Origin of the sequence: Chitinophaga sp. CB10 (genome assembly GCA_001870995.2) — a bacterium.
Taxonomy (GTDB): Bacteria; Bacteroidota; Bacteroidia; order Chitinophagales; family Chitinophagaceae; genus Chitinophaga.
Map to the genome: position 1 here is coordinate 1 of MLAV02000008.1, position 21,004 is coordinate 21,004.

Annotated in this window: 19 protein-coding genes; 14 read left to right on the forward strand and 5 right to left on the reverse strand. The window is 44.2% G+C overall.

The annotated features are described in order from the left end of the window. Positions 1–316: hypothetical protein (locus BOC67_RS12780; RefSeq protein WP_291910716.1), on the forward strand; the 316-nt coding region annotated here is incomplete at its 5' end. 137 nt (positions 317–453) lie between these two features. Here BOC67_RS12780 and BOC67_RS12785 read toward each other — a convergent pair. Further along, the gene (locus BOC67_RS12785; protein WP_291910717.1) at positions 454–957 is read right to left on the reverse strand and encodes a hypothetical protein; all 504 of its coding nucleotides are present in this window, start codon (positions 955–957) and stop codon (positions 454–456) included. 28 nt (positions 958–985) lie between these two features. Further along, on the reverse strand, positions 986–1,591 hold the full coding sequence (locus BOC67_RS12790; RefSeq protein WP_291910718.1) for a hypothetical protein: 606 nt from the start codon (positions 1,589–1,591) through the stop codon (positions 986–988). A 72-nt stretch (positions 1,592–1,663) separates the two neighbouring features. Between BOC67_RS12790 and BOC67_RS12795 the strand changes: the two genes are divergently transcribed. Then, a complete protein-coding gene (locus tag BOC67_RS12795; RefSeq protein ID WP_291910719.1) occupies positions 1,664–1,900 on the forward strand; it encodes a helix-turn-helix transcriptional regulator in 237 nt (78 codons plus the stop codon). A gap of 55 nt (positions 1,901–1,955) precedes the next feature. On the opposite strand, the gene BOC67_RS12800 is transcribed toward BOC67_RS12795, so the two are convergent. Together BOC67_RS12800 and BOC67_RS12805 are read right to left on the reverse strand one after the other, a co-directional pair. Beyond that, the gene (locus tag BOC67_RS12800) at positions 1,956–4,328 is read right to left on the reverse strand and encodes a DEAD/DEAH box helicase family protein (protein ID WP_291910720.1); all 2,373 of its coding nucleotides are present in this window, start codon (positions 4,326–4,328) and stop codon (positions 1,956–1,958) included. 384 nt (positions 4,329–4,712) lie between these two features. Then, the gene (locus BOC67_RS12805) at positions 4,713–5,921 is read right to left on the reverse strand and encodes a site-specific integrase (RefSeq protein ID WP_291910721.1); all 1,209 of its coding nucleotides are present in this window, start codon (positions 5,919–5,921) and stop codon (positions 4,713–4,715) included. Positions 5,922–6,409: 488 nt separating this feature from the next. Here BOC67_RS12805 and BOC67_RS12810 point away from each other — a divergent pair, with 488 nt between their 5' ends. Beyond that, positions 6,410–6,877: an Lrp/AsnC ligand binding domain-containing protein gene (locus BOC67_RS12810; protein WP_029465139.1), complete on the forward strand. Its 468-nt coding sequence runs from the start codon at positions 6,410–6,412 to the stop codon at positions 6,875–6,877. 57 nt (positions 6,878–6,934) lie between these two features. Then, a complete protein-coding gene (locus tag BOC67_RS12815; protein WP_291910722.1) occupies positions 6,935–7,867 on the forward strand; it encodes a tryptophan 2,3-dioxygenase family protein in 933 nt (310 codons plus the stop codon). Here the strand turns inward: BOC67_RS12815 and BOC67_RS12820 are convergent, their stop codons facing one another. Beyond that, on the reverse strand, positions 7,868–8,578 hold the full coding sequence (locus BOC67_RS12820; RefSeq protein WP_291910723.1) for an alpha/beta fold hydrolase: 711 nt from the start codon (positions 8,576–8,578) through the stop codon (positions 7,868–7,870). 222 nt (positions 8,579–8,800) lie between these two features. On the opposite strand from BOC67_RS12820, the gene BOC67_RS12825 reads away from it, so the two are divergent. The 10 genes from BOC67_RS12825 (at position 8,801) to BOC67_RS12870 (ending at position 21,002) form a co-directional block, all read left to right on the forward strand. Further along, on the forward strand, positions 8,801–9,517 hold the full coding sequence (locus BOC67_RS12825) for a DUF4290 domain-containing protein (protein ID WP_291910724.1): 717 nt from the start codon (positions 8,801–8,803) through the stop codon (positions 9,515–9,517). After that, positions 9,517–10,824: a UDP-N-acetylglucosamine 1-carboxyvinyltransferase gene (murA, locus tag BOC67_RS12830; protein WP_291910725.1), complete on the forward strand. Its 1,308-nt coding sequence runs from the start codon at positions 9,517–9,519 to the stop codon at positions 10,822–10,824. Before BOC67_RS12825 ends, murA begins: the two co-directional genes overlap by 1 nt. Positions 10,825–10,922: 98 nt before the next feature. Beyond that, positions 10,923–11,492: a guanylate kinase gene (gene gmk, locus BOC67_RS12835; RefSeq protein WP_291910726.1), complete on the forward strand. Its 570-nt coding sequence runs from the start codon at positions 10,923–10,925 to the stop codon at positions 11,490–11,492. A gap of 42 nt (positions 11,493–11,534) precedes the next feature. After that, a complete protein-coding gene (locus BOC67_RS12840) occupies positions 11,535–12,797 on the forward strand; it encodes a hemolysin family protein (RefSeq protein ID WP_291910727.1) in 1,263 nt (420 codons plus the stop codon). 618 nt (positions 12,798–13,415) lie between these two features. Next, positions 13,416–14,273 carry a twin-arginine translocase subunit TatC gene (gene tatC, locus BOC67_RS12845; RefSeq protein ID WP_291910728.1) on the forward strand — a complete coding sequence of 286 codons (858 nt, stop codon included), beginning with the start codon at positions 13,416–13,418 and terminating at the stop codon, positions 14,271–14,273. A gap of 53 nt (positions 14,274–14,326) precedes the next feature. Further along, positions 14,327–14,785, forward strand: a complete 459-nt coding sequence (rpiB, locus tag BOC67_RS12850; RefSeq protein ID WP_291910730.1) for a ribose 5-phosphate isomerase B — start codon at positions 14,327–14,329, stop codon at positions 14,783–14,785. Positions 14,786–14,877: 92 nt separating this feature from the next. Beyond that, positions 14,878–16,410: a M28 family peptidase gene (locus BOC67_RS12855; RefSeq protein ID WP_291910731.1), complete on the forward strand. Its 1,533-nt coding sequence runs from the start codon at positions 14,878–14,880 to the stop codon at positions 16,408–16,410. Between the two features lie 599 nt (positions 16,411–17,009). Further along, positions 17,010–17,540, forward strand: coding sequence for an HdeD family acid-resistance protein (locus BOC67_RS12860; protein WP_291910732.1), 531 nt, complete (start codon positions 17,010–17,012; stop codon positions 17,538–17,540). Positions 17,541–17,815: 275 nt separating this feature from the next. Beyond that, a complete protein-coding gene (locus BOC67_RS12865; RefSeq protein ID WP_291910733.1) occupies positions 17,816–18,316 on the forward strand; it encodes an RNA polymerase sigma factor in 501 nt (166 codons plus the stop codon). Between the two features lie 337 nt (positions 18,317–18,653). Then, positions 18,654–21,002, forward strand: a complete 2,349-nt coding sequence (locus BOC67_RS12870) for an ATP-dependent helicase (RefSeq protein ID WP_291910734.1) — start codon at positions 18,654–18,656, stop codon at positions 21,000–21,002. Positions 21,003–21,004: the final 2 nt, after the last annotated feature.

Sequence of the window (21,004 nt, forward strand, 5' to 3'; positions counted from 1 at the left end):
TTCTGTGAAATTTTTTCTTTTCATGGTCAAGATTAAAGTTAATGAATCAATTCATAACTCTAATTCTTATGGCCGAAGTTCGGGGAAGTCTACATTTTTCCCTCCTGAGAGCATTGATAATTGTTACCATAAAAATGTGTTTAATAATTTAAGTAATAGGATTAAGAGGCAGGGTATAACCCAAGCCCAGGGGAGGAAGGGTGAGCAGATGGCACTACCTTTTAATGGGGAAAGACTTGTAAAAAAAATTTGGGGAAGGGAGAATTCAAGTTCTATTTTTGAGATTAATGCTATTAAAGTGATTTATGGAATGTAAAATTGACATTCCCATTATTATACATCCTTTTTCTAATAGTGAGTCTGGGGGGTGACATAAGTATCTATATATCAATTCCATAAAATAAAGAAACCTGACTAATAAGCCAGGTTGATACTAACAGTATTTACTTTTTATCAATGGTTAGGCTCTGAAATTCTAAATGAACCTGAAACTGTTTTGGTTTTAGACCCATTGAATAATTCTAGTGTAATAGTACCTTCTATAAGTTGTGATTCAGACCTAGTCACATTGAATTGACCACTGTTGATACTATAAGATTCTCCACCAGAAAATCTTTCCTGCATATTGCCATCTGAAATAGTGAATACACCTAAACCATTTGCAGGACCTCTACTTCCAAGAATCATCAGATTAAAATCTACACTGGTTCCTAATATAAGGATATAGAAATTTGAATAGCCATCATTTTTCTCCAAGGCACTTTCTATAAGTGTATGGTCAGTTGGAGAGTTAAAAACCTTACCAGCAGAGGAAATATATTCCTTTCCATCAATGGTGAGTTTTACCCAATTACCATATTTGGGTGAATTTGCTGGATCAGTGTTGTCCTTTTTACAGCCTAAAATAAACAGAGAAAATATGGAAAGAGTAAGGGTAATTGTTAATAGTTTTTTCATAGCTTTAGTGTTGTATAATGATTATATTCTATTGAATAATGTGAAACTGAAAGAATGCATTCTTGCAAAGTTTTATTTCTTTTGTTATCCCTAAAATGGTTACTGAAGAATGGCTATTGAATATGATTCCATTTTCAGTTATTTCACCTTCAAACTCCTCATACTTCTTATCTATAAAATTGAATGTTATTCTTACTTTATTCCTTTCCAGCTGATATTCAGCTACAGCCTCAATTCTTGCAAAACTATTTTCTGTAAATAGGGTAGGTATTTTATTCTTTATCTGTGCTGGGTGCATGTCAAAATCATTTTCTTTCATTTTAAATATAAAGGCATCAACATCTGAAAAGAAAATTCCTTGTGCAGACCTATACAATATTCCATCTATTAAAACCTCACTTTTATGAAGGTAAAATCCTTTGTAATTAAGGGTTGGAGTGGTATCTATATATTGCCCAAATTTTCTTTCATAATATTCTTTATCAGATGGATTGTGCTTTACATGATGTTGCCATCTCTTTTCAGTGTTATTGGTAAGGTAGGTATCATAAATAAATTTCAGAATTAGCAGTAGGAATATAAATCCCAGGATAGAGAAAAAAGTACCCATTTGGTTGAAAGTCTGTTTCCTCAAAAATATTAGAAATTTTAAAAATAGGCAAATTTGCTCTGGAAATAACATGACTATTCCTGTCTTTTTGTCTTTGTGGATAACAAAGGATATTTCAGGGATGAAGATTTTCTGAAAAAATTTGGTAAGCATCTTCAAAAGATCAGGAAATCTAAAGGGATTAGTCAGGAAGAACTGGCTAACAGATGTGATTTCCCTATGAGCCAAATTAGTAGAATAGAAAGGGGAATTATTAATACTTCAATTTCTCATGTTTCAGCCATAGCCAAGGCTCTTGGGGTAACCCCTGATGAATTATTTAAATTTCATTAGGTCAGCCAAAATTTACCCCCTCACCCTAATAGGACAGGGGTAAAATCTGGCAATCTTATAATAGGGGAATGGTAAAATTGTTTTGAATTTCAACTACATAATTATCCTCCAAAACATAAAACTGCTTATTTTCCACCCTTTTACCTGTCACATTAATAAATAACTCCTCTAAGGTTTTATAAATTTTCTCCTTATTCTTATCAGTAAGATTTCCTTTGAATCTTTGCAAAATACTGATGACATCTGTGGATATTAATTTGTCATTCTCTTTAAGAAAAGTAAATACCTCTACTGATTCATAAAATAATGAATCAGGAATGTCCAGATAAGCCTTAGTAGGTATTAAATGGCTACTATCTTTACTAATAACCTTGCTTTGGAACCAATGAATAAATTTATCTCTCAATTCTAATAGCTTTCTATAGGCTTCTTTGATTTTATCTTCATGATATACATTACCCTGTTGAACATCTAATAAACAGGCATTGATATAATCCTTTCTTAATAGAGAAAACCTTTCACCTGTTTTGACAAAGATTACTTCCTCCAGGAATGCCTTTGAAAATCCAGGCTGATCCTTCATTAACCTATGAGATAATATACCCTTGTCATTAAACATATACTCATGCTGACAAACTACACCTTCATCATTTTCACTTTGCTTTAGCAAGTTTGGGAAATTCTGAACAATTGACCTAAAAGTATTGTGCTGGATGTATTCATTCTCTTGTGCTAATAACCCCTTAATAACTGCTGGCCTATTTGTTTGAGAAATTGTGATTTTCTTTATTGGAGGAAGATGGTGGATAATCTCCTTTAATGTAGCATTCTGAAATTGATCTTTTAAACATGCCCATAAAATATAAGGAGATAGGTACTTTCCAAAGGAGGTATGCCCTATTACCAATATTCTTTGGCTCTTATTTAATAAAAACTCATGAAAATTTGGATACCACAAAGCTAGTTGATCCTTCTTGGCCTGAGTAGACATATTAGAGTACTGGGGTTGAAAAATCCCAGCTTCCATTTGTGATATTTCACTAGCTAGGTCTTTTACTTTACTATTATATTCCCCATGCAGAATTGCATATCCTGCATTTTGTTGCTGATATGATGAACTCTTCTTTATGGAGATTTCATGAGGATACCCTGTATTGGTTTGATCCATTAGAATGTCTGGTTCTGAAATAAAAATGTGTATTTCCCCACCATTTCTCAGCCTTCCAACAGATTGAATTATAGAAGGTATTCCATCTGTGAAAATTCCATAGTGTAGGCTGCTTGTAATAGTAGGGATAACAATAAACAACACCTCATTTGAACTAACTATATCAACTCCAGTCTTGAAGTTAGTGCCTAGATTATTACTATTCTTTTGATATTCTAATTCAGTATCAGAAGTAAGTAAATGAACTACATCTGTTCCCTGATATTTTCTTTTTTGAACTTCTGATTGAATTACATGCTTGAAGCTCCTTTCAGCTATTTTTTCAGCAATAGACTTAGTCCCAGTTAAAATATTAACAAGTTTGCCTGCATTTTTACACTCTTGTATTTTACCATCTATACCATTTAGAAATTGTTTGTTATAACCATTAATGGGATATGGGGTAATGTGGAGGTGTATTTCAGCTTGTGTTAGGTTTTTAAACCTATCTGATTCATATACATGCACATTCCTATCTGTTAGCAGAGAAATAGCTTTTATTGCAGGAATTGTTGCTGGAGTAAAAGTAGCACTGGCCACATACACCTTTTGAACTCTATTTTTCCATCTTAAAAGATTAGCAACAAAAGAAGGTTCAAAATTATGTATTGATTCATGTAGTTCATCTATGAATAAGGCAACTTTCTTCCCTTGAGTTGCTTCCAGCAAGTCATCAATATACCTGCTTTTATGAATGTTCTGTTCAATAGCACTTTCCCCAGGATTACCAAGCAAGCAATTGATAGTCATTATGTGAACATTACATGTAAATGGCCAGAAATTATATGCAATCTGGGTAAGTTCATCACCATTTCCAAGGTCATGGTAGCTACATATCTTATCTGGTGTTCCACTTAAAAAGCCAGTATCAATATAAGGAGGACTTATTTTCTGTTTTATTTTTTCTAAATCTTTGTCAACAAGTTTTATAAAGGGGCTGCAAACAATCACATACCACCCCAGTTTATCATATTCTTTTATGAGATCATAACAAATTGTGGTTTTCCCTTTCCCAACAGGAAAATTAAACACTACTGTTTCTTTCTTTTCTAAATCAAGATTGATGAGGTGCTTTGGATATTGTATGTATTTATCATTCCCTGAAAGGCTAATTACATCTTTAGAAACATTACAGTGAGGCTTAAAATAATCTTCCTTTAACTTGAAATAATCAATAGGAGAGGGTTGAAGCTGGAAATGTAGCTGCTGGGAATTGGCCATTTCAGAATTATGTTTTGGATGTTCAATATAGGAATTAACTCTTAAATATGTAAAGAAGAAACCAGCTAACCTATTTGATTAGCTGGTAATATTTTCAGTTAAAAACCTTTAGCACTGCCACTATCAGTAACAGGAATAAGAATCCCCTTATCAAAATAGCAATGAAATGGTCTTCCAGATGGGCATATTTGATTGGTAACCCAAGCTCCATTGTGGCCCAACCTATAATCCAACTCAATACAACAACAGTAAAACTCCAAGCAATCCAGCTAAATAATATCATTTTCTAACAATTTTAAATTTGTGAAATAATAGAAAAAGCCCTACCAGCTTAAATCTGGTAAGGCTTCCAATTTGATAATGAACTTTGAATATACCTGGGTTTTACCTCTCCTTGTATTTTTCAAAAACACCTTTCATTTCATCACTGATTTTGAAATCATCCACCACAGCATAAATCTGGGTGGTTCTCACATCAGTTTGTCCTAGCATATCTCTGGTAGATTCCATGCTAACCCCATTCCTTACACTGATGGTTGTTGCAAAGGTTCTTCTTAAACTATGGGTTCTTATCACCTTCAAAATTTCACATAATTCCATGAGCTTATCCAATCCCACATTCATTTTCTGATTACTGATGATTGGAAGCAGGAGTCCTTTTTTTAGTCTGCAAGGGTGGTCTGCATATTTCTCTATCAATGCTAGAGCAGGAGGAAGTAAAGGGACTGTAGCCCTTTTCTTTGTTTTTCTCCTGTGGTAAACCAGCCAAATATGGCCATCAGCACCAGTTACAAGATTTTTAGTAGTTAACTCTTTCAGATCAATGTAGGAAGCCCCTGTATAAATCTGAAGTAATGCACAATCCTTGGTAATTCTTAAATAGGGGTGGATGACCTCTTTTGATTCAAATTGGATCAGTTCTTCCTGGGTGAGATAAGTTCTGGTTGGTTTTTCTTTTTTGGGTCTGATGCTGGAATATGGGTTTTTATCAAGCCAAGCCAGATTGGTGGCCATTGTCATCATTTTTTTCAGCTTTACTAAATTCTTAGAAGCTGTGTTTTGCTTATTTTTAAAATGAACCTTTAAGAAATTCTCAAATTCTGTTATAAATTGATAATCAAGTTGTTTTAAGGGTATGTCACTGATTTTTTTATGAGAGATGAAGGCTTGTACCTTCTGTTTAAAATAGAAATAGCCATTGTAGGTACTTTGGGCATAACTGGTGCCTATCTCAGACTTAACAAGATTATTATGATAATCAATGATCTGAAGCAGGGTTTTACTGGTTGGATCTTTCCCCAGATAAATAGCCTTTATATCAGCCACTCCAAATTTTACATTCCTTTCTCTCAGGTCAATATAAATATCTTGCAGCTTTCTTTTTTGTATGTCCAGCAGTTTATTGATCTGTTGCCCATCTTTAAATCTAAGACTGGCCTGACCTTCACCCCATTTATCATAATCAATCCATATACCTGTTGACAAATGAATATGCTTGCTGCCAAGTGTAATCCTTATATATATGGGGGCTTGTCCCTTCAAATTGGCTTTTGATTTATATAGCCAAGCATTTGTACTGAATAATTCATTCATTATCAGTATTTTAATAGTAAAAAAATAGAAAAGAGGAGGAGGGTTAAGAGGTGAACATATAGGTGAACACAAGCCCTGAAAATGGGCTAAAAAGAAGGAGATATTATAATTGCCTTAAAAGCAAAAAAGCCTGCAAATCAGTGATCTGCAAGCTCTTTAAACCAATTCAGCTGTAGGAGGAGGAGTCGAACCTCCACGGGGCAGTTAGCCATAGTACAAGTAAGATTAGTGGTCAACCCAATTATACTACGTTTATCCTGTGATCCCCACCCCCGAGACAAGAGGGCATGTCTGCCAGTTTCATCATCCCACAATAAGTGATAATCAATACTGCTTTTGCTTTTCAATCGCGTTTTGTGTAATGATTATGATGCAAATCTAAATAGGCTGGTGATTCTTTGCAAATTTTTTAAGAAAAATTTTTGAATTTTCGATATTTTTTAAATATTTGCATATAACTTTAAAACATTCAAAAACAAATTGTAAAAATGAGCCACAATTTGAATATTGACAAACTTGATTTGCAGATAATCAGCGAGATGATGAATAATGCAGAAATCTCGTATGCAGACCTGGGAAAAAAGTTGTTTGTTTCCGGGGGTACTATCCACGTGAGAATGAAGAAACTACAAGAACTGGGTATAGTTAAAGGTACTAAATTACATGTAGATTTAAAAATGATTGGCTATGATGTAATTGCCTTTATCGGTATATATCTCGAAAAAAGCTCCATGTACGATACTGTAGCCAAAGAATTAAGAAAGATACCCGAAATGGTACGCCTCAATTATACCACCGGTAGCTATAGCATGTTCGCAGAAATTATCTGTAAAGATATCACCCAGCTCCGCCGCATCCTGCACGACGAACTGCAGAAAATAAAAGGCATTGAAAGAACCGAAACCCTCATTTCCCTGGAAGAAAGTTTTTACCGTACGATCAATGTGGTAGAATAATAAGGCGGGATGAGCTGGCCGTAGTTGCCATTTCATTCTTAATTATTAAATTTCGCCATGGTTACAACAGAAATCGCCGAAAAAATACAACGGCTGGAAGAAAAATATGCCGCGATGGGTCAAAACCTCTCGTCCTACCTGGACGGGCTTCTGTACGCGGATTACCTTACTTATTGGGACTATATTCAACTGGATGTGCTGTTAAACCTGCAGCACCCCCGTACGCCCTTTCCGGATGAGAGCATATTTATTATGTATCATCAGATAACGGAACTGTACTTTAAACTGACCCTGCAGGCCATCGAACAGATCTGCCAGGCGCCGGAAGCAAAGGCGGAGACCTTTATGGTGCAGCTGAAGCGCATCAATAACTATTTCAAAAGCCTGATCAGCTCCTTTGAGATCATGGTGGACGGAATGGATAAAGAGCAATTCCTGAAATTCCGCATGGCACTGTTGCCCGCCAGCGGCTTCCAGAGCGGCCAGTTCCGGTTAATTGAAATCTGCTCCACCTCCCTGGCCAACCTCGTGTATGAGCCCCAGCGGGAACAGGTGCGCGGAAAGGAGCTGAAGGAAGTACTGGAAAATATCTACTGGCGGAGCGGCGCCACCGAGCTGGCCACCGGTAAGAAGACCCTTACCCTGCGCCAGTTTGAGCTGAAGTATATGGAAACATTCCTGAAAACAGCTACCCGGTATAAAGACAATAACATACAATTACGATACAAACAGCTGTCCGCCGGGGAGCAGGAAGCAGTAAAGCCCCTCCTGCGGGAATACGACCTGAACATCAACGTCCGCTGGCCGCTGATGCACTATAAATCAGCCGTACGCTACCTGCACAAAAGACCGGAAGATATCGCCGCCACCGGCGGTACCAACTGGCAGCAGTTCCTGCCTCCGAAAAATAAGCGGATCGTTTTCTTCCCTGAACTCTGGACGGAAGAGGAGCTGAATAACTGGGGTAAAATCGCCATGGGCGATGAATAATCAATCAAACTGACTGGTGGTAAAACGCCTGATATGATAAGCCAGTAACGGTACGTCCACTTTTTCCAGTGGGTGTACCGTATCCGGCAAAATAGCCAGTTGTGCCAGCGGGAGCGATTTATAAGCCTCGATGGTTTCCTGGAAAGACACCATGCCGTCTTTATCCCCCATCATTACCAGGCAGGGAGAGGCAATCTGCCCCAGGTCCGCCGCTTTCAGCAGGTTGGTATGCCCCAGCTCCGCAATCAGCAATGCCGTCATATTCACCACCTCCTTCCAGTCGGAAGCGCTGTGCCGTGCTTCCAGGGTTCTGGCGAAGGCCGGCACCTTCTCTTCTATCAGCTCGGGGTTGAGCTGCTTTACTTCCCGGGTGGCGGTGGCCTCGTTCCAGTTGAACTTGGTGGCCAGGGTGATTACATGCCCGATCCGCTCCGGGTAATGCCGGCAAAGGTAAAGGGCCACGTAGCCGCCCATGCTGTAGCCAAACAGGTGGATAAAATCAATGTTCTTTTCTTCGAGGTAACGTAACACTTCTCCTGCAAACACAGGAATGCTGAAGCCTTCCGCGGAAAAAGGCTGCTGCCCGTGCCCGCTGAATTCCAGCGTATGTACATCATAGTGCTGTTCCAGCGCGGCGGTAAGCGCTTCAAACTGTGAGGCCGCGCCCAGCGCGCCATGCAATAGGAGAATGGGGATCTTTTGATGCTGCATAGTTAAAACTAAGAAAAAATAGGGACTCGGGTAACCGGCCTCCCGTAACTTCCCCGGGCAAACCTGTTTATGCTTTTATAAACTATGCCCGGATGTGAAATGTTCCTCATATTTTTTTATTATGTTTGCAATGATGTTGCCGATTAACTTCTTCCCTTTTGAGAATCACATTTGTTCTCATTAAGATGTCTCCTCATCAAAATAATTTATTAAATAATACTAATGGAATACAATACCACGCGTAATCACCTGATAATGAAAGAGTACGGTAGGAATATCCAGAAAATGGTGGAATACCTGCTGACCATAGAGGACGATATGGAGCGCCAGCGCAACGCAATGGCGGTCATAGAGCTGATGGGTACGCTGAATCCGCATCTCAGGAATGTGGAGGATTTCAGACATAAACTTTGGGATCACATCTTCAATATATCCGGTTTCGAACTGCAGGTGGAATCACCCTACCCGATTCCTACCAAAGAAACTTTAAAAGCCAGGCCTGAACGGCTGGATTATCCTAAAAAATACCCCAGGAACAGGCACTTTGGTAAGAACCTGGAAATGGTGATCGACAAAGCGATCTCCGAGGATAACCCGGAAAAAAAAGAAGGATTCACCCAGGTGATCGCCAACTACATGAAGCTGGCCTACAGCAACTGGCATAAGGAAAGTGTGCACGACGATGCCATCAAGGCAGAGCTGATGGCCATTACCGGCAACCAGCTGGATTACCATCCCGGCGCAACCCCTGCTGCAGCCAGCACGCAGGTGTTTACACAGCCTTCCGGCAATACCGCCGGCGGGGATCATTTCCGCACCAGCAGCGGCAAACGCAAAAACTTCCAGCAAAACCAGAAGTTCAAAGGCGGAAGCAACAACCCAGGCAAAGGAAATAACAACAAGCATAATAACAAATTCAACAAAAACCGGAATAAGTAGTGAGCAGTGCTTTTGAAGTAAGAGGCGGCAACCGTCTGCAAGGGGAGATCATTCCCCAGGGCGCCAAAAACGAAGCTTTACAGATCATCAGTGCAGTAATGCTTACCCCTGAAAAGGTAACCATATCCAACATCCCGGACATCGTAGATGTCAACCTCCTGATAGAACTCCTCGGCGAGGCGGGTGTGAAGATTAACCGTGTGAGCAGAGATGTCTGTGAATTCCAGGCCGATGCCATTGACCTGGACTATTTGCAGAGCCCTGAATTTAAAAAGAAATCAGGCCGTTTACGCGGCTCCGTTATGATTGCCGGTCCATTGCTGGCCAGATTCGGAAAAGCGTTCATCCCTAAACCGGGAGGCGATAAAATAGGTCGCCGCCGCCTGGATACCCACATCATCGGATTCGAACGCCTCGGCGCAAGATTTATATACGATTCGGACGATAACTTCTTCCGTCTCGAAACCAACGGGCTGAAAGGCACCTACATGCTCCTGGACGAACCCAGCGTAACCGGTACCGCCAACATCGTGATGGCAGCCGTCATGGCGGAAGGTACCACCACCATCTACAACGCCGCCTGCGAGCCTTATTTGCAGCAGCTGTGTAAAATGCTGGTACGCATGGGCGCCAAAATACAGGGCATCGGCTCCAACCTGCTGACCATCGAAGGCGTGCAGTACCTGAAAGGCTGCGAGCACGCGATGCTGCCGGATATGATCGAAATCGGCTCCTTCATCGGCCTCGCCGCCATGACCCAAAGTGAGATCACGATCAAAAACGCCGGCGTGGAACACCTCGGCATTATCCCTGAAAAGTTCCGCCAGCTGGGGATTAACCTCCAGATCCGTGGAAATGACATCTACATACCTTCCCAGGATACGTATGAGATACAGACTTTCCTGGACGGTTCCATCCTCACCATCTCCGATCACCCATGGCCAGGCTTTACCCCTGACCTGCTCAGTATAGTACTGGTGGTGGCCACACAGGCGAAAGGCAGTGTAATGATCCACCAGAAAATGTTTGAGAGCCGTCTGTTCTTTGTGGACAAGCTGATCGACATGGGCGCGCAGATCGTACTTTGCGATCCGCACCGCGCCGTAGTGATCGGCCTTGGCCGCCAGCACAACCTCCGTGGTATCACCATGTCGAGCCCCGATATCAGGGCCGGTGTTTCCCTGCTGATCGCCGCATTGAGCGCGGAAGGCAAATCCACCATCCAGAATATCGACCAGATCGACCGCGGATACCAGTATATCGATGAACGCCTCCGGAAACTGGGCGCCGATATCAAACGTATTTAATATAAATCTTCAAGTTCATACCCTGCCAACAGAGCCCAAATACCAGCAGCTAAATACTGGTTTTTGGGTTTTGTATTTGGGGTACCCGGGAATTTAATATGGAAAAAAAGATCATTATCGTTACCGCTCCTTCCGGTGCAGGTAAAACCACCATCGTAAAAAAATTACTTGCGGAAATGCCGCAGCTGGCATTTTCCATATCCGCCGCCACCCGCGAGGCCCGCGCCAACGAGGTACACGGCCGGGATTATTACTTCATGACCACCGATGAGTTTCACCGGAAAATCGATGAAAACGCCTTCGCGGAATATGAAATGGTGTACGCCGGAAAATATTACGGTACTTTGAAGAGTGAACTGGAACGGATTTGGAGTAATGAGCAGGTGCCCATGGTGGACATCGATGTGAAGGGCGCTTTATCCATAAAGGAGAAATACCACCAGGAAGCCCTGACGATCTTTATTCAGCCGCCCTCCATTGACGCCCTGCGGGAGCGCCTCAGCGAACGCGGCACCGAAACCCAGGCCTCCCTGGACGAACGGCTGGCAAAAGCCCGGTACGAACTTTCTTTTTCGCACGAATTCGATAAAATTGTAGTGAATGATATATTGGAAAGGGCCTATGAAGAAGTAAAAAATCTGGTAAAAGATTTTTTAAATATAAAATAGCCCTGTGATGGTTGGTTTTCCTAATTTGTTATTTTTGTTGAGATGGACGTTTATACACTTATAATTTTAGTCTTTCTGGTACTGCTGGCGGGCTTTTTCGCCGGTATTGAGTCGGCATTTGCGAATGTCAACAAGCTCAGTATTGAACTCAAAAAGAAACAGGGTAGGACTACCGGTAAAATCCTTGCCGGCCTGAATGAGCATCCCAGCCGTTTCCTGGCCACCAGCCTGGTAGGGTTCACCATCACCATCGTGATCTACAGTATCATGCTGGCAGGCGCCATCCAGCCCCTGGGCGCAGCGGCAGCCCCTGAAATTGCGAACATGCAGCCGCTGGTTATCTTCCTGGAAGTGCTGCTGGCCTCCCTGCTGATCCTCTTCCTGGGATTTTTTATCCCCAAGGCAGTGTTCCGCTCCCGGCCCGAGGCGCTGCTCAGCTTCTTCGCCCTGCCGATTTCCATGATCGCCAAGCCGCTGTACATCATTGGGAACGTACTCGTATCCATTGCAGAATGGATGCTGAAATACCTCTTTAACGTACGCCTGCTGGAAAACAGGGAATCCTTCACCCGCGTGGATGTGGAAAACTTCATCCGCCAATCCCAGCAGCACGTCAGCGAAAACCAGGAGCTGAACACCGAGCTGTTTGAAAACGCGCTCTCCCTCGCGCACGTGAAGATCAGGGGATGCCTTATCCCGAGAAAGGAAATCGAAGCCCTGGAGATCAGCAGCCCGATTGAAAACGCCCGCAGCAAGTTTATGGAAACAAAGCTGTCCAAAATAGTGATCTATGATGGCAGTATAGATAATATCCTAGGCTACATTCACCAGCTGGACCTGTTTAAGGCGCCAAAGGATATTCAAAGCATGATCCATCCCATCCTCGCGGTGCCTGAAACCATGAGCGCGATCGACCTGCTGAGTAAATTCAATAAAGAAAGGAAAAGCATTGCCTGGGTAGTGGATGAATTTGGCGGAACCGCCGGTATCGTTACGATAGAAGACGTGCTGGAAGAAATTTTCGGAGAAATCAAAGACGAGCATGACGAAGAGGAATTCGTGGAAAAGCAGATCGCAGAGAAGGAATATATTTTCTCCGGCCGGCTCGAACTTGATTACTTGAATGAGAAGTACGGATTGGATTTTCCGGAAGATGAAAGCGAAACTTTATCCGGTTATATCATCAATCATCACGAAACAATTCCGAAAATTAAAGAGCGCATCATCATAGATGACTATGAATTTGATATTCTGAATGTGACAGACACAAGGATAGAAATGGTCAAAATGAAGATTTTAGGATAAAAAATTGCAATTTTTGCACGCCTGAAAACCGCTCATAAAAAAAATATACACTATTTATATTTTTTTATAATATTTGCGTTAACAAGACAATAACAATCTTTGCTAAAACGTTTTTTAAAAAAGTAGTAGGAATTTAACACGGAATGTCTACATTTGCTATTGATGATGTAACACAATGATTTGATTTTTGTTAAAAGGTTGTAAAAAAAGTGTTCCAACATTGATAATAAAATATTTCTCGTTATTTTTGTATTACAAATAAAGCGACCAGAGATTCTTACTTATTCTGAACGCTTGCCATCAATTAGGTAAGTAGTTGACCTGGAAGCCAAAGACATTCTCGAATTCAACTTTTTTGGGGTTAACAAACAATGGATGAAAGGCCGGCTCTTGATTCTTCTCGGGCTGGCTCTTTTTTTTGTCCTAACTCCCGGGTCTCCTTCTCTTCTTTCTCATTACCATTCTCCTGTTATTTGCGAACTCTGCGAAAAAAGGTAAAACCATTGCGGAAATGATGCATTCCGATGGTAAAACAGTTCTGTAAATTGTTATCCCGTTCCGCTATATTTGTGCCTCTGATTTTGATCACCGCATTCAAACCGGTTTGAACACTAGAACATGTTAAAGAAATTTTTTTCGAAGAATAACGATAAGGCAGAGATGTCTTTCTTTGATCACCTGGAGGACCTTCGCTGGCATATCGTTAGATCAGTATTGGCAATCGTCGCGTTCAGCATATTTGGATTTCTCTATACACAGGAGATATTGGATAATGTGATTTTCGGACCTACCAATGCCAGCTTCCCTTCCTACAGGGCGCTTTGTGCGATTGGGCATTTTTTTAATCTTGGCGATACACTTTGTATTACGCCGGTACCTGTCACCTTCCTGAACTACAAGATGGTCGGCCAGATCATGTTGCAGTTCAAACTGGCGTTTATCATCGGTTTCGTGTGTTCGTTCCCGTATATCTTCTGGGAATTCTGGCGTTTTGTGAAACCTGCGCTGAAAGAAAAGGAGCTGCAGGGCGCAAGGGGCGTTATCTTCTGGGTATCTTTCCAGTTCTTCCTGGGGATTTTCTTTGCCTACTTCCTGATGGCGCCATTTACCATCAACTTCCTGGCATCCTATACCATCACGGATAAAGCGGTCAATCAATTCTTCATTGACGATTATTTCGACCTCATGTCGCAGATCGTGCTGGGTATGGGGCTGTTGTTCGAATTGCCGGTGCTGGTATTTTTCCTCACGAAATTCGGCCTTATTACGCCCAAATTCCTTCGTTCCTATCGCAGGCATGCCGTAGTGGTGATCCTGATCCTGGCTGCCGTAATCACGCCGCCAGACCTGATTGATCAGCTGATCGTGTTTACGCCGTTATACCTCCTGTACGAAATCAGTATCTTTATATCCAAGAAAGCGATGCGTGATCGCGAGAATAAAGAGCAGAGCGTAGAAATTGAAGAGTGGTCATAATTGTTGAACAGTCAGTATTAAGCCAACTTCATTCATCTGAAAAATTACTTGTTATGGAAAAATTGACTTTTAATCTTGCACTGCCGGTAGCCATTGGCGCTGATCATGCGGGTTTTGAGTATAAGGAGGAAGTAATCTCCTTCCTGGAAGCAAAAGGTTTGAAGGTAAAAGATTACGGTACTCATTCGAAAGATTCGGTAGACTATCCGGATTACGCGCATCCGGTAGCTACAGCGGTAGAGCGGGAAGAAGCCGCATTCGGCATTCTCATTTGCGGCAGCGCCAACGGCGTTGCGATCACCGCCAACAAACACCAGGGCATCCGCGCCGCCATTTGCTGGGGCGAGGAGTTGTCGAGGCTGACACGCCAGCACAACAACGCAAACGTGCTTTGCATCCCTGCCAGGTTTGTAGACGTGGCCGTAGCCACCCAGATGGTGGAGGTATTTATCAATACCCCGTTTGAAGGCGGCCGTCACGAAAACAGGGTACGTAAAATGGCCTGCCTCTAAGCAGCTGTTATAAATTTTGTATATTAAAGAGCCGGGAACTTCCCGGCTCTTTTTTTTGTTAATAAAGTATCCCAGGCTAAATGTTCTTCCGCATGAAATCTATCCGTGTTGCTGTCATAGGCTTACTGTTTTGTATCCCCCTGTCCTGTTTTGCCCAGCAGGAGCGTAGTACTGTCACGGGCATTGCTGGAAAATATGCGGCCATGATCAATCCCGGTACCATCCGGCCCTTGCTGGAAGTATTGGCGAGCCCGCAGATGGAGGGCCGTGAAACCGCTACCCGCGGGCAGGCGAAGGCGGCGTCCTTCATCATTACGCAATTGCAGCAGGCGGGCGTGCAACCGGGAGCTGCGGGAGGCTGGGAGCAGTTTTACGAAATGTATGAGGATACGCTGATCAAAGGCGAGATCCGCATCCGCGATAAGGAGTATCATTTTGGGGAGGACTTCATTACCGACCTGCTGGAAAGCAGGTCCGAAAGCATTCATACCAACCAGATAACATTTGCCGGCTACGGTATTTCCACGGCCAGCTTCAACGACTACGCCAACCTGGATGTAAGGGGAAAGGTAGTACTGATACGGGAAGGCGTGCCGGGAGGCTTACCACGGGATTACGGTATTACCTACAATAAGCTGGCGGCAGCGCGGGCAGCCGGCGTGCGGGCCCTGCTCGTCATTTCCCCCCATGCCCGCAATTACCGGCTGCTGAACAGGAATAAGCTGCGGCATACGGGTATCTACATGCCGGGAGCCAGCGCGGCGGAAGGCCCCAATCTTTACTACATTACGCCCGCCATGGCGGCGGACCTGCTGGGCAAAGCCTATAACGACAGCCTGCTGGACACGCAGAAGGGGCATCTGCGTATGCCTGTTCACGTTAGCGTGCCGGTGCAAATCACCCTCGATAAGAAAAGCAATGTTTACAAGCCCTCTAACATCCTCGGCATCGTGGAAGGGTCGGACAAAAAAGATGAATATGTATTTGTAACCGCGCATTATGACCACCTGGGCGTGCAGGACAGTGTGCTATACCCCGGCGCGGATGATGACGGGTCCGGTACCTCGGCGGTAATGGCCATTGCGGCCGCCTTTGCCAAAGCCAGGCAGGAGGGGCACGGACCACGTAGGAGCATGGTGTTTATGTTGGTGTCGGGAGAAGAAAAAGGCCTGCTGGGCTCCGGTTATTACATCAATCATCCCATCTATCCATTGACACAAACCGTGGTCGACCTGAATATCGATATGATAGGCCGTATCGATCCTGCCCATGAGCGGGATACCAACTACATTTATATCATCGGCGATGATAAGTTGAGTTCGGAGCTACGCCCCATCAACGAGATGGCCAACGGCATTACCCGTTTCAAACTGGATTACAAGTACAACGACCCCGGCGACCCGGAAGATTTCTACAGGCGGTCCGATCATTACAAATTTGCAGAACAAAATATCCCGGTAATTTTTTATTTTAATGGTACGCATGCGGATTATCACCAACCGGGCGATACCGTGGAGAAAATCGAATTTGCACTCCTTGCCCGCCGGGCGCAGCTGGTCTATTATACCGCCTGGGAAATGGCCAACAGGGAGGAGCGGTTGAAGGTAGACCGGCCGGAAAAGTAAACGTGGAAAGCAACCTGCTGAAAACCTATTTTTCGTATGTACGTATCTGTTAGTTGCTGAAAATGATTCCGGAAAAAGTACCCAAATTGATGTTGTTTTTTTTAACAAAATTTTATAAATTTATAATAGAGTCCTAGTCTTAAGAAAACAACATATATGTTGTTTGTTGTATGTGAATACTATTTAGCGAGTTTTAAGCATCATTAGTGCGTATCGGTCTGTCAGATTCCAAAGCGTTCGGGTACCCGTTAAACATTTTTAATTAACCTGTTGTTGTTCAATTGGTATTTTATGTTTTCAGGGGATAGCGGCATCATTTCAGGATCACCCCATCCGGCTGTTATTGATAAAATACCGTATATATGAAAACGCCTAAGACGGTATAGTCATCACACCCTTTTATGGGAAAATTTCCCCAAAGTGTAGATGCCTATACAACTGTTTTTACACAACCCGTAGTGAATGTGAGAATGGTCGCTGAGTTTTCCGGAATTTTCATCTAAGCTGAAACAACTGTTATCGAAAAAATGTCTGATTGTGCTTTAAACGCTCACCTGGTCGGTTAATTGCAGCAATTGTGAAACCATAAACAAGGATGCATGCCTAATTTTTATAGCAACTACTGGTGGATATTCCTGCTCCGGGGCATTTTTGCGCTGGTATTGGGCATCCTGGCTATCGTATGGCCCGGCGCTACATTTACCACGCTGGTAGTGTTTTTCGGGGCATACCTGTTCATCGCCGGTACGTTTGCTGTAATTGGCGCCATCGCTGCCCGGCGGACTTCCGAGAACTGGGGCGTGTTCCTTCTGACCGGTATTGTTGGTATAATATTAGGTATCCTCACGATTATTAATCCTTTTGCCACGGGAGCCGCACTGATTTACCTGGTTGCATTCTGGGCTGTTGTAGCCGGACTGTTCGAGATCATCATTGCAATCAGGCTCAGGAAGGTGATTACGGGAGAGGGGTGGTATATCGCCGGGGGACTTTTAACTATATTTTTCGGCATACTGCTCTTATCCAACCCGGTGGCCGCTGCCGTCACCCTAACCTGGATATTCGGCTTCTATGCTATTATCACAGGCGTCATGTTGATCTCTTTGTCATTCAGGCTTCGCAAAAGATGAGCCTACCGGATTTTACCTTATAGATTGCCCCATATGCAAGCATATTTTCTAACTAAAACGCATCACTATGAAACTAAAAACACCAGATTAACGGCACTTTTCGTCAGGCTGAAGGATCAGGTGCTGATAACTCCTTTCCGCTATGCCTGAAAAAGACGCCAGCAGCACCGGTCTGGAGCCCGGTGGATACCATCTCTGACCGTCTTTTCCAACTCCCTGCTCCCATCGGAGCTGCTTACTGTAGCGCATTTCGAAAAAATTTAAAGTTAACCGTTATGTCATCCACCGAATTCAACAATTTGTTACTAGGAAACGCCGATTTTCTGCGTCCGTACGCAGTTACCCTGACTAAAGACTCCGAGTCAGCCAAAGACCTGTACCAGGAAACACTGTTCCGGGCTTTGTCGAACCGCGATAAATACCTCGCAGGCACCAACATACGCGCCTGGTTGTACACGATCATGCGGAATATTTTCATTAACAATTACCGCAGGGGTAACCGGCAGTTCCGGCTGCTGGACAGCGCCGTGGGCGACTACCTCCTCAGCCACCAGCCTTCCGCCATCGGTAATTTCGCCGAATCCGAACTCCGCGTGAAGGATGTGCAAATGGCCGTGTACAACCTGCCCGTTATCTTTAAGCAACCCTTCCTGCTCTATTTCGAAGGATATAAGTACTATGAAATTGCCGCAATACTCAATGAACCATTAGGAACCGTTAAAAGCAGGATCCACTTTGCCCGGAAAATGCTGAAAACAAGAATAACCAGACACTAAATTATTAGAGAATATTAAAGCTAGTAAAGCAGTTATATATATTATTTTTAAATAACGGAAGCCTGCAAACCCCCGGCAATACCGCTACAATCCATGAAACCCTGTAGTGGACAGGAAAATGATTCAAGGAAGGCCATGCACCTGCATCTGCCCCTAAACAGATGTACCCGGATATCATATGCTGTCCTGTTGTTTGCGGGCTTCAGTTATCCTTAAAAAACCGGATACCTGTTATTTATACCCACCTCCAACTTCCCCCGTTTTTCTCCGCAGGATTTTTGTACTTTTACACCCTTCAGATCTACAGTAAAAATTTTCATAAACAGCATATTTCGTGATGAAGGCAAACTATTTAGACGAGCTGAACGAACGGCAGCGCGAAGCAGTGATACACATCAACGGCCCCCTGATGATTGTAGCCGGCGCCGGCTCTGGTAAAACCAAGGTGTTGACCACCCGCATCGCGCACCTCATGCGCAACGGCGTTGATGCATTCAATATCCTGTCCCTTACCTTTACAAATAAGGCCGCACGCGAAATGAAAGAACGTGTGGAAAAAATCCTGGGCGGGAGCGAAGCCAGGAACCTCTATATCGGTACCTTCCACTCCGTGTTTGCCCGCCTGCTCCGCGCGGAAGCACACCGCCTCGGCTATCCCAACGATTTTACCATTTACGATACAGATGACGCCAAGAGCGTTCTCAAAACCATCATCAATGAACTCAACCTTGATGATAAACACTATAAACCCACTTTCGTGTACAACCGCATCTCCGCTGCCAAAAACAGCCTGATGGGGCCGGAAGAGTACCAGCACGACTACTACGTACAACAGGAGGATATGCGGGCCAACAGACCCCTGATTGGCAAGATATACGACATGTACGCCAAACGCTGTTTCAAAAACGGCGCAATGGATTTTGATGACCTGCTCTTCAAAATGTACGTCCTGCTCAAATCCTTCCCGGAAGTACTGCATAAATACCAGCACAAGTTCAAGTACATCATGATCGATGAGTACCAGGATACCAACCCTGCCCAGTACGAAATCATCAAGCTGCTCGGCGCCGTGCATGAAAACATCTGCGTGGTGGGCGACGATGCGCAGAGCATCTACTCCTTCCGCGGAGCCACCATCCAAAATATCCTCCAGTTCGAAAAAGACTATGACGACGCCCGCGTTGTGAAGCTGGAACAAAACTACCGCAGTACCAAGTCCATCCTCAACGTGGCCAACGAAGTGATTGCCCACAACAAAGGCCAGATTGAGAAAAACCTCTGGACGGATAACCAGGACGGGGATACCATCAAACTGGTACGCACCATGACGGACAACGAAGAAGGTAAATTCGTGGCGGATACCATCGCAGAGCAGAAACTGCGCAACCACTACGATAACCGCGATTTCGTGATCCTCTACCGTACCAACGCCCAAAGCCGCTCCTTCGAGGAGAGCCTGCGGCGCAAGGGTATTCCTTACCGCATCTACGGCGGCGTATCCTTCTACCAGCGTAAGGAAATCAAGGATTTTGTGGCCTACCTCCGCGTAACCATGAATACCCGCGATGAGGAAAGCCTCAAACGTATTATCAACTACCCCGTAAGAGGCATCGGTAAAACCACGATCGAAAAAGCCATCGTTTACAGTAACGACCACAATATTACCATGTGGGAAGTGCTGGAACGCGCCAGGGAATTCGGCTTCAAAGGCGGCACCCTGGAAGCGATCGATGGATTCGTGACCATGATCCGCAGCTTCCAGGCCATGCTGGGCAAACACAACGCCTACGACATCGCCGTAAACGTGGGTAAATCCACCAACATCGTAAAGGAACTCTTCAACGATAAAACTACGGAGGGGCTTGCCCGTTATGAAAACGTGCAGGAACTCCTGAACTCCATCAAGGAATTCACCGAAACGCCGGATGAAGAAGGGGAACTGCTGGATAAAAGCCTGGGCTCTTACCTGCAGCAGATCACCCTGCTCACCGATGCGGACAACGAAGGCAAGGAAGACAGCGACGTGGTGAAGCTGATGACCATCCACGCGGCCAAAGGGCTGGAATTCCCCGTCGTGTTTACTGTAGGGCTGGAAGAAACCCTCTTCCCCAGCGGCATGTCCATCAACACCCGCGAGGAGCTGGAAGAGGAAAGACGCCTTTTCTACGTGGCCATCACCCGGGCAAAATCCCGCCTCTGGCTGACTTATGCCAACAGCCGTTACCGCTTCGGTAACCTGGTGCAAAATGAGCCAAGCCGCTTCCTGGAAGAAATGCCTGAAAAATATATCGATCGCAGCTACGCCGGCGGCGGCGCTATCCGCAATGCCTTTGGCAGCACCAATGGCGGCGGCTGGGGCGCTGGTGGCGGTACCAATATGTTTGACCGGATGCAGAAAAAGACCACACCGTCTGCCCCTGCTGCCTCCCAGAACCAGGGTCCGCGCCCTGCGCCAAAGCCCGCAGCAGGCCCCGTTTCCACGCATGTGCCTACCCCTGGCTTTGCCCCGGATGATCCGGCAGAAATGGAACCGGGCATGCAGGTGGAACACCAGAAGTTCGGGTTCGGCACCATCACCGGTATGGAAGGCGCGCCCAACAACCGCATTGCCACGGTCGTTTTCCCTAAGGGCGGCGGCGAAAAGAAGATCATGCTTAATTATGCCAAACTGCGTATTGTACGCTAATA